Below are 9,638 nucleotides of genomic sequence, written 5' to 3' on the forward strand. Positions count from 1 at the left end.
GACACCCGATCCGGCGACGGACGACACCGCCCCGCCGGCACCAGAGCGATGCCGGCGGGCATCGGACCGCCCAGGCCGGACCAGGCACCCGAGGACGTGAGGAGACCCGCCGCCCCGTCACGGACCGCAGCCCAGAGCTACGCGCCCGGACAGGGACAACTCAAGGAACGCGGGCGACCAGCGCACCCAAAACCGTTCGGGATGCGCGCAGCGACAGGCAATGGGTCCAAGACTCACTCCTGCTCACTGAATAGGAACGGTTGGCAGGTCTCGGTGGCGGCGTTCGGGTCGCCCGCGACGCCGTAGGCGGGGAACCCGGCCTTGAGGACCATCTGCGGCTTGGCGCCGAAGAACGCGGGCCGCCAGAGGACGATGTCGGCGAGCTTGCCGACATCGATCGAGCCGACCTCGTGCGAAAGGCCGTGGGCGATGGCCGGGTTGATGGTGAGCTTGGCGATGTAGCGCAGGACGCGGGTGTTGTCGTCGTCCGCGCCGTCGCCGTCCATCGGGCCGAGTTCGGCCTTCATCTTGCCGGCCATGGCGAACGTGGGGCGTACGGTCTCGTCGGCGCGGCCCATGCCCTGGGCGTCGGAGGAGGGGATGCCGATGGCTCCGAGGTCGTGGAGGACGTCCTCGGCGCCCATGGTGCCGGCGCGGATGCGGTCGCGGGCCATGGCGGCGTCGCCGGGCAGGTCGGTCTTGAGGGCGTGGACGGAGACGATAATGCCGTAGTGCTCGGCGACCGCGTCGCGGCCGAAGGGCAGGGTGGGGTTCGTGGAGGAACCGATGACGTTCGGCACGCCGACCATCTTCAGGACGTTGGGGACGTGTCCGCCGCCGCAGCCCTCGATGTGGAAGGCGTGGATGGTGCGGCCTTCCAGGACGGCGAGGGTGTCCTCGACGGAGAGGCACTCGTTCAACCCGTCGGTGTGCAGAGCGACTTGGACGTCATGGCCCTCGGCGACGCGCAGCGCGGTGTCCAGCGCGCGGGTGTGGGCGCCCATGTCCTCGTGCACCTTGAACCCGCAGGCCCCTCCCTTGGCCAGCGCCTCGACGAGGGGCGCCGGGTGGGAGGACGAACCGCGGCCGAGGAAGCCGATGTTGACCGGCCAGGCGTTGAAGGCGTGGCGCAGCGCCCACGGGGAGTTGACGCCGACGCCCCAGGCGGGGCCGATCTCCTGGCCGATGACGGTGGTGACGCCGGAGGCGAGCGAGGCCTCCATGATGCGGGGGGACATCAGGTGGACGTGGGTGTCGACGGCGCCGGTGGTGGCGATCAGGCCCTCCCCGATGCCGATCGACGTCTTGCGGACGCCCTGGATCGCGTCGATCACCAGGACGTTGCTGATCACGAGGTCGCAGGTGTCCCGGACGGCGGCGGCCTTCAGGTGCAGGCCGTCGCGGGCGGTCTTGCCGAAGCCGACCGGCGGCGGCTCCGACCGGTCCGGCTTCCAGCTGTCCGCGTCCACCCCGCCGGCCAAGGGCGGGATCGACTCCTTCACCTGGGCCCTGTACGCCGAACCGCCCACCCTCGACTACATCCAGGCCTTCGACTACCCGCAGAACACCATCCTCGCCAACGTCTGCGAGAGCCTGATGCGCTGGACGCCCCAGCTCACCCTGGCCCCCGGCCTGGCGGAGAAGGCGTCCAACCCCGACCCGACGACCTGGGTCTACGACCTGCGCTCCGGCGTGCACTTCCACGACGGCACGGTCATGACCGCCGACGACGTCGTGTACAGCCTCGGCCGGCAGACGAACCCGGACAACGCGGCGGCCTGGGCCCAGGTGTTCCAGAACGTGGAGTCGGTCAACAAGACCGGCCCGCTCCAGGTCACCGTCAAACTCAAGCAGCCCGACTCCCAGTTCCCCCAGTACATGGCCACCGCCGCCGGAGTCGTCGCCGCGAAGGCCGGCGTCGAGGCGGCGGGCAAGGACTACGGCACCACCGGAAGCCTCGACTGCACCGGCCCCTTCAAACTCGGCACCTGGGCCAAGGGCCAGTCGATCGAACTCCAGCGCTTCGACGACTACTGGGGCACCAAGGCCAAGTCCAGGAAGGCCGTCTTCAGCTTCCTCACCGACCCCTCCGCCCGCACCAACGCCATGCTCACCGGCGACGTCGACGGCGGCTACCTCATCCCCACCGAGAGCTACGTCGATGCGCTGCAGGTCGGCCTCCCGGCCGATCAGTGCCGTGCCGCTCATCGTGTTCTCCTGCTGAGCTCGGGGCAGGACACCGTACCGCTGAACGATGGCGGGGGAGGAGAGGACGGCCGCACGTGGGGCGCCTGTTCGGCATTGATTGGAGCATGGCAAGTTCGAGCATCTTTGCGCAGCGCCTGTTCCCTGCCGGCGTTGGGCCACGCGGGAACATCCCGTGGTTCGGCCGGTGGAGCGGGCCGGGGCTACACTCCGGTCATGCTCAAAGTTGATCGCGCTGCCCGGATCCTGGCCCACATTGCGGAGGCGGGGAGCGCAGATGTGCACGCGCTCTCGGAGCTGCTCGGGGTGTCGGGTGCGACGGTGCGCAGGGACCTCCAGGAACTGCACGACCAAGGGCTGCTCCACCGCACCCGGGGCGGAGCCGTCACCGGTGCCGTGAACCTCGAACTCCCGTTGCGCCACCGCAGCGAGAAGCAGCAGGAGGAGAAGCGGCGGATCGCCCGGGCGGCGGCCGAGCTGGTCCCGGAAGGCGCCGTGGTCGGCCTGACCGGCGGCACCACGACCACCGAGCTGGCCCGCGTCCTCGGCGAGCGCGGCGGCATCACCGTGGTGACCAACGCCGTCAACATCGCGGCCGAGCTGATCGTCCGCCCCGAGATCCGCCTGGTCGTGATCGGCGGCATCGCCCGCTCGGCCAGCTACGAGCTGATCGGCCCGGCGGCCGAACGCATGCTCCAGCACTACCACTTCGACCTCGCGTTCATCGGCGTGGACGGCCTGACCGCGCACGAGGGCTGCACGACGCACGACGAGATGGAGGCCCAGACCGACCGCGCCTTCCTGCGCAGCAGCGCGCGTTCGGTCGTGCTGGCCGACAGCACCAAGATCGGCCGGGTCACCTTCGCCTCGATCTGCCCGCTCGCCGACGTCCACGACCTCGTGACGGACGACGGGCTCACGGACGCCCAGGAGAAGGCCATCGCGGACTGCGGCGTGCGGGTCCGCCGCGTCTGAGGGCAGCCGACTTCACGCTCGCCCGGCGCACTGCGGGGCTACTTCACCGAGCCGGCGGTGAGGCCGGAGACGACGTGGCGTTCGATGACGGCGAAGAGGATCACGACGGGCACGATCGCGACGAGGGACGCGGCGAAGACCTGGTTCCACTGGACGCTGTAGGCGCCGATCATGTTGTTGATGCCGACGGTGAGCGGCTGGCGGTCGGGGGAGTTGGTCAGGGTGAGGCCCATGATGAACTCGTTCCAGGCGGCGATGAAGGTGAAGATCACCGCCGTCACCACGCCGGGCAGCGCCAGGGGCAGGGTGACCCGCCAGAGTGCGCCGAGCCGGCCGTTGCCGTCGATCCGGGCGGCTTCCTCCAGCTCCACCGGTATGGAGGAGATGTAGGCGCTGAGGATCCAGATCGCGAACGCGAGGTTGAAGGCGGCGTTGGCGAGCACGAGGACGAGGATGGTGTCGAGCAGGTCGATGGTGAAGAACTCGCGGTAGAGGCCGACTTGGAGCGCGGTGGGCTGGAACATCTGCGTGACGAGGACCAGCAGCAGGAAGGCCTTGCGGCCCCGGAAGCGGACCCGGGCCGTGTAGTACGCGGCGGGCAGCGCGACCGCGAGGACGAGGAGCGTGGAGCCGGCGGCCACGATCAGGGTGACCTGGAGGTTCTGGCCGAGCGTGGTGTCGCTCCACACGCTGGTGAACGAGGACCAGTCGAACCCGGCCGGCAGGTACCCGTTGTCGCGCAGTTGGTCGGCCGGGCGTCCGGCGGTGACGAGCATCTCCAGGTACGGCAGCAGGAAGAGCGCGGCCAGGGCCCAGGCGGTGGCGGCCAGCAGGACAGTACGGGCGCTGTGACGTTTCGTACGGGTCATACGGGTGGCGTGACGTTTCATCGGCTCTCCTCCTCGTTCCAGCGGCTGACCTTGAGGAAGAGCAGCACCATGACGATCACGACCGCGAAGTTGACCACCGACATGGCCGCCGACTCCGCGACGTCGTAGCCCCGCAGCATGTACATGAACACGGTGGTGGTGGCCGTGTCGGCGTTGGGCCCGCCCTGGGTCATGCCCCAGATGACGGGGAAGGAATTGAAGACGTTGATCAGATTGACCACCAGGGCGACCAGGAACGCCGGACGCAGCAGCGGCAGGGTCACCTTCCGGTAGATCTGCCACCGGGACGCGCCGTCGACCCGGGCCGCCTCGTACACCTCGGCGGGCACGGTCTGCAGGCCGGCCAGCAGGGTGTACGTGGTGAACGGCAGGGAGACGAACACCGCGACGAAGACCAGCCAGGGCTTGGCGTGCGCCGCGTCCCCGAGCCAGGCCTGCGGGCGGTCGATCAGGCCGAGGTCGAGCAGGAGGCGGTTGAGGACCCCGGCGACCTGGTCGAGCATCCACCGGAAGCCGATCGCGGTCATCAGCACCGACGCCGCCCACGGCGCGATCAGCGCCCACCGGGCGATCCGTCGGCCGGGGAAGTTCTGGTTGAACAGCTGCGCCAGGGCGAGCGACAGCAGCATGGTCAGGCCGACGACGGCGACGGTCCACACCACCGTCCAGCCGAGGACCTCCGGCAGGCGCGGATCGGCGAACAGCTTGCGGTACTTGACCAGGCCGGCCGGGCCGTGGTCGGTGCCGGTGGTGTCGATGCGCCGCAGCGAGGTGCGGACCATCTCGGCCACCGGCCAGACGACCACGGCGAGGATCAGCAGGACGGCGGGCGCCAGCCAGGGCACTGGGCCGAGGCGGCGCAGCAGGGAGCGGGGGGTCGGAGCGCGGGACACGGTGTCGCCTTCCTTCGGACGTCGGCTGCCTTCGGAGGTCGCCTGCCTTCGGACGTCGGCTGCCTTCGGACGATCAGGGCCCGGGTCAGCGGCCGGCCTGGACCGCGGCCTGCTGGAGGGCGTCCAGGGCCTTCCCCGGGTCGGTGACGGCGGTGCCGATCTGGGTCTTGACCTGGGCGGAGACGCCGGGCCAGGTCGGGTCGCTGAGCGGGTAGAAGGTGGCGGTCGGCAGGATCTGCAGGAAGGGCTGGAGCGCCTTCTCGTCGGGGTCGGTCTGCAGGGCGTCGAGCGCGGTGCGGGTGACCGGCAGCAGGTTGTACTCCTTGTCGAACTTCACCGTGTTGTCCCGCTGGTAGGCGAAGTCGAGGAAGGCCCTGATCTGGTCCTTGTGGCCGCCCTTCCGGAAGGCCATCACCCAGTCGGCCACTCCCAGGGTGGACGGGCTGACGCCGTCCTTGCCGGGCATCGGGGCCCAGCTGACGTCCATGGTCCTGAGGTCGCCGAGCTGGCCGGGGAAGCCGTTGAGCATGCCGACCTTGCCGGAGGCGAAGTCCTTGGTGAGGTCGGTGCGGTTGACGGCGGCGGGGCTCTGCTCGGTCAGGCCGGCGTCGACCCAGCTCTTCAGCTGCGTGAACGTCGCCATGTTGGCGGGGGAGTTGATGGTGTACGCGCCGCCGGCGTCCTGGTAGCCGCCGTGGTTGCCCATCATCCAGATGAACGATTCGGCCTGGGCCTCCTCCTTGCCCAGCGGTATGCCGAGCGGCACGTCGACGCCGGCCTTCTTCAGGGCGGTGGCGGCGGTGGTGACGTCGTCCCAGGTCTTCGGCGGGTTGGCGGGGTCGAGGCCGGCCTTGCGGAACAGCGCGTTGTTGATCAGGAACATCCGGGCGCTGGAGACGAACGGGACGCCGTACTGGGTGCCGTCCTGCACGCCGGCCTTGGCGAGGGCGGGGACGAAGTCGCCGGCGGTGGCGGGGGAGAGGACGTCGCTCGCGGGGTAGAGCATGCCGTTCTTCGCGTAGTCCGCGTAGCCCCCGGTCTGCAGGATGTCGGGCTGGTTGCCGTTCTGGACCATGGTCTTGACCTGGGTGTCGAGATCGTTCCAGTTGATGACCTGGAGGTCGACCCTGATCGCCGGGTTCTGCTGCTGGAAGGCGGAGATGACGCCCTGCCAGTACGCCTGGCCGGGGTTCTGGCCGTTGGAGCCGTAGTCGGCGGCGACGAACCTGATCGTGGTGACGCCGTCGGCGGAGGTGGAGCCGGAACCGGAGCCCTTGCTGCAGGCCGACAGGGCGAGTGCTCCGGCCATGGTGGCCGCCGAGAGGGCGAGGAGAGGCCGCTTCATTGCAGGACCGCCTTTGCGGATGAGGGTCGGACGTGCTGCGTGAAGATGTGTAATGGCGCGCTTCTGTGAGCAGATTCAATCAGGAACGTTGCGGACTTGAAAGGTGGAATGCCCATGAAGAAGCGCTTACGGCGAAGGCGATCACGCCCGCGCGCCGTCCTGACCGCCGTGCTCGCCCTGCTCTGCGGGCTGCTCGGCGCCGCCCCCGCGGCGCACGCCGCCACGCCCTCGGCCGGCACGCTCTCACCGGCCCACCGCACGGTCACCTGGCAGAGCCCCACGTACGCCGCCGGCTCCGTGCCCGACCCCGCACACTGCCCGACCGCCGCCGCCGACCCCGAGGGCAAGGTCTGCGACCGCTTCGCCCTGACCGTCGACGTCCCCGCCGGCTACTGGCAGGGCAACCCCGACGGCGGCGTGCCGGTCTCGATCAGCTGGCCCGACCCGGCCATGGAGTTCGACCTCTACGTCTACGACAGCGCCGGGCGCAAGGTCGCCGAGAACCAGTCGGGCGCCGTCCCCACCACCGCCGTGATCCCCGAGGCCTCGGGCACCTACCAGGTCCTGGTCGTGCCCTACTCCGTCACCAACTCCTCGTACACCGCCACCGCGCTGCTCCCGCAGCCCACCACCGTCGGCGACGCCACCGGGATCGCCCGCGACGGCGACGGCTACCTGATCCAGGCCGGCACCGCCCGCGCCCGCGTCGACTTCACCACCGACGACACCTTCCGCCTGCAGTTCAGCCCCGACGGCACCTTCACCGCCCCGCCCGTCGGCGAGATGATCGCGACAACTCCGCCGAGCCTGAAGACTGTTCAGGAGCGCGACGCCGGCGACTACTACGCGATCAGCTCCGCGAACCTCACGCTGCGCGTGTACAAGCACCCGCTGCGCTTCGCTCTCTACGCCGACGACAACCGGAAGCCCGTCTGGCAGGAGACCCGCGGCCTGACCTGGACCGAGGACGCGACGGCCCAGACCCTCGCCCGCGGACCGCAGGAGCAGTTCTACGGCGCCGGCGAGCAGAACGGTTCCTTCTCGCACCGCGGCAGGACCGTCCACGTGGCCAACGACTACAACTGGAACGAGGGCGGCTTCAACAACTCCCAGCCCTTCTACCTGTCCTCGGCCGGTTACGGCGTCTTCCGGCACACCTACGCCCCCGGCGTCTACCGCTTCGACGATCCGGTGCAGACCTCGGCCCAGGAGCGCCGCTTCGACGGCTTCTACTTCTACGGCCCGGACCTGAAGAAGATCATCGGCGAGTACACCGACCTCGTCGGCAAGCCCTTCATGCCGCCCGTCTACGGCCTCGAACCCGGCGACTCCGACTGCTACCTGCACAACGCCAACCGCGGCGAACGGCACACCCTGGACGCCCTCAAGGTCGCCGACGGCTACACCGCCAACCAGCAGCCGCTCGGCTGGATGCTGGTCAACGACGGCTACGGCTGCGGCTACGAGAACCTCCCGCAGACCGGCCAGGGCCTGCGCGACCACCACATGCAGCTGGGCCTGTGGACCTCCACCGGCCTGCCCAACCAGGGCGAGGAGGTCAAGGCCGGCGTACGGGTGCGCAAGCTCGACGTTGCCTGGGTCGGCCCCGGGTACAAGTTCGCGCTGGACGGCTGCCGGAAGGCGTACGACGGCATCGAGCAGAACAGCGACGCCCGCGGCTTCGTCTGGCTCCCGGTCTCCTGGGCCGGCGCGCAGCGCTGCGGCGTGCTGTGGAGCGGCGACCAGAAGGGCACGTACGACTACGTGCGCTGGCAGATCCCCACCTACGCCGGGGCGACCATGTCCGGCATCGCCTACAACACCGGTGACGTCGGCGGCATCTTCGGCAGCGACCCGAAGGTGGAGACCCGGGACCTGGAGTGGAAGACCTTCATCCCGGCGATCATGACGATGGACGGCTGGGCGGCCGCCGACAAGCAGCCCTGGCGGGCCGGCGAACCGTACACCTCGATCAACCGGCGCTACCTGCAGCTGAAGGAGCGTCTGCTGCCGTACTTCTACACGCTCGCCGCCCAGGCCCACAAGACGGGCGTGGGCGCCGTCCGGCCGCTGGCGCTGGAGTACCCGGACGACCCGAAGACCTGGGGCGACGCGGCCAAGTACGAGTTCATGAGCGGCAGCGACTTCCTCGTCGCCCCGGTCTACGACGACTCGGCCGTCCGCAACGGCATCTACCTGCCGAAGGGCACGTGGGTGGACTACTGGACCGGCAAGACCTACCAGGGCCCGACCACGGTCGACGGCTACAAGGCGCCGCTGGACACCCTGCCGCTGTTCGTCCGGGCCGGGGCCGTCGTGCCCATGTGGCCCCAGGGCACGCTGTCCTGGCAGACCCGCGACACCGGCCGGCTGTCCTACGACGTCTACGCCAAGGGCTCGTCCTCCTTCACCCTGTACGAGGACGACGGCACCACGCGGGCGCACGAGCAGGGCGCCGGCGCCACCCAGGACGTCACGGTCCGCTCGGTCGGCCGCGGGTACGGCGTGACCACCGTCGACGTCGGCCCGAGCGTGGGCGACTACGCCGGCAAACCGGCCGCCCGCGCCTACGAGTTCACCGTCCACGCGGGCGCCGGGCCCTGGGCGGTGCTGCTGGACCACCAGCCGATGGACGGCTACGCCTCGCAGGCGGAGCTGGACACGGCGTCCTCGGGGTGGTTCTACGACTCGGCTGCGGGGGTGGTGCACGTGAAGACGCCGCAGCAGTCCACGGACAGCGGGTTCTCGCTGCTGCTGGCGGGGGCCGGGCCGCTGGAGGGCTGAGCCTGCTTGGCGGCAGGGGATGGGGGTGCTTGTCCCCGTCCCCTGCCTCTTCTGCTGCGACGAACGTGTTCGTTACGGACATGTTCGTTTTCCCGCTGAGGCGGCCGACGCGCGGCGCTCAGCCGTCGATCCGGTGTTCGCGCCAGAAGGCCGTCAGATCGACGGAGGTGGCGGCCCGGGCGGCGGCCTTGAAGTCGGATGTGGTGGAGACGCCGTACCAGTGCGCGCGAGCGTAGTCGTGCAGGAGACGGGACATGGTGGTGGCGCCGATCAACCGCCGGAGGTCGTGCAGGGCGCAGGACCCGTAGTCGTAGACGACCGTCTCGTAGCGCTTGGGGTGAGCGTCCCAGTAGCTCATCGCATTGGTCAGGCGCTCGGCGTCGGACGCCCACGACACCGCGTTCCAGCAGCCCTCGCCGGATGGCGTCCCGTGGAGTGGTGTAGCAAGGATCTTGGAGTAACCCCTGGTCATGGGAGAGCCATCGCGCAACTCTCTGAGTAGAACGGCGAGTTCACCAGGGGGTGCGCGATGGCCTTGTCCCAGTC

Annotated in this window: 4 protein-coding genes and 4 pseudogenes; 3 read left to right on the forward strand and 5 right to left on the reverse strand. The window is 69.8% G+C overall.

The window, feature by feature from the left end; translation table 11 throughout:
- Nucleotides 1–254 (forward strand): annotated as a pseudogene (locus KV557_RS43850) (IS200/IS605 family accessory protein TnpB-related protein); the annotation flags it as partial.
- Here KV557_RS43850 and KV557_RS40785 read toward each other — a convergent pair.
- Nucleotides 240–1,421: pseudogene (locus KV557_RS40785) on the reverse strand (urease subunit alpha); the annotation flags it as partial. The pseudogenes KV557_RS43850 and KV557_RS40785 sit on opposite strands and share 15 nt — an antisense overlap.
- On the opposite strand from KV557_RS40785, the gene KV557_RS43855 reads away from it, so the two are divergent.
- Nucleotides 1,411–3,180 (forward strand): ABC transporter substrate-binding protein, encoded by a 1,770-nt coding sequence (locus tag KV557_RS43855; protein ID WP_256178705.1) that lies wholly within the window; start codon nt 1,411–1,413, stop codon nt 3,178–3,180. The pseudogene KV557_RS40785 and the gene KV557_RS43855 sit on opposite strands and share 11 nt — an antisense overlap.
- A 38-nt stretch (nt 3,181–3,218) precedes the next feature.
- Here the strand turns inward: KV557_RS43855 and KV557_RS40800 are convergent, their stop codons facing one another.
- The 3 genes from KV557_RS40800 to KV557_RS40810 all read right to left on the reverse strand — a co-directional run bounded on the left by KV557_RS40800 (nt 3,219) and on the right by KV557_RS40810 (nt 6,308).
- A complete protein-coding gene (locus KV557_RS40800; RefSeq protein ID WP_218207137.1) occupies nt 3,219–4,070 on the reverse strand; it encodes a carbohydrate ABC transporter permease in 852 nt (283 codons plus the stop codon).
- Nucleotides 4,067–4,963 carry a carbohydrate ABC transporter permease gene (locus tag KV557_RS40805; protein ID WP_308130308.1) on the reverse strand — a complete coding sequence of 299 codons (897 nt, stop codon included), beginning with the start codon at nt 4,961–4,963 and terminating at the stop codon, nt 4,067–4,069. Before KV557_RS40805 ends, KV557_RS40800 begins: the two co-directional genes overlap by 4 nt.
- A gap of 85 nt (nt 4,964–5,048) precedes the next feature.
- Nucleotides 5,049–6,308, reverse strand: coding sequence for an extracellular solute-binding protein (locus tag KV557_RS40810; RefSeq protein ID WP_218207138.1), 1,260 nt, complete (start codon nt 6,306–6,308; stop codon nt 5,049–5,051).
- Between the two features lie 450 nt (nt 6,309–6,758).
- On the opposite strand from KV557_RS40810, the pseudogene KV557_RS40815 reads away from it, so the two are divergent.
- A pseudogene (locus KV557_RS40815) lies at nt 6,759–9,089 on the forward strand (glycoside hydrolase family 31 protein); the annotation flags it as partial.
- Nucleotides 9,090–9,210: 121 nt separating this feature from the next.
- Here KV557_RS40815 and KV557_RS40820 read toward each other — a convergent pair.
- A pseudogene (locus KV557_RS40820) lies at nt 9,211–9,513 on the reverse strand (M1 family aminopeptidase); the annotation flags it as partial.
- Nucleotides 9,514–9,638: the final 125 nt, after the last annotated feature.

The sequence above is a fragment of the Kitasatospora aureofaciens genome, from assembly GCF_019192735.1.
Taxonomy (GTDB): Bacteria; Actinomycetota; Actinomycetes; order Streptomycetales; family Streptomycetaceae; genus Kitasatospora; species Kitasatospora aureofaciens_A.

Excerpts from the sequence above, each read along its gene's own strand:
- KV557_RS40800 (WP_218207137.1), bottom strand. The coding sequence starts at position 4,070 with ATGAAACGTCACGCCACCCGTATGACCCGTACGAAACGTCACAGCGCC.
- KV557_RS40810 (WP_218207138.1), bottom strand. The coding sequence starts at position 6,308 with ATGAAGCGGCCTCTCCTCGCCCTCTCGGCGGCCACCATGGCCGGAGCA.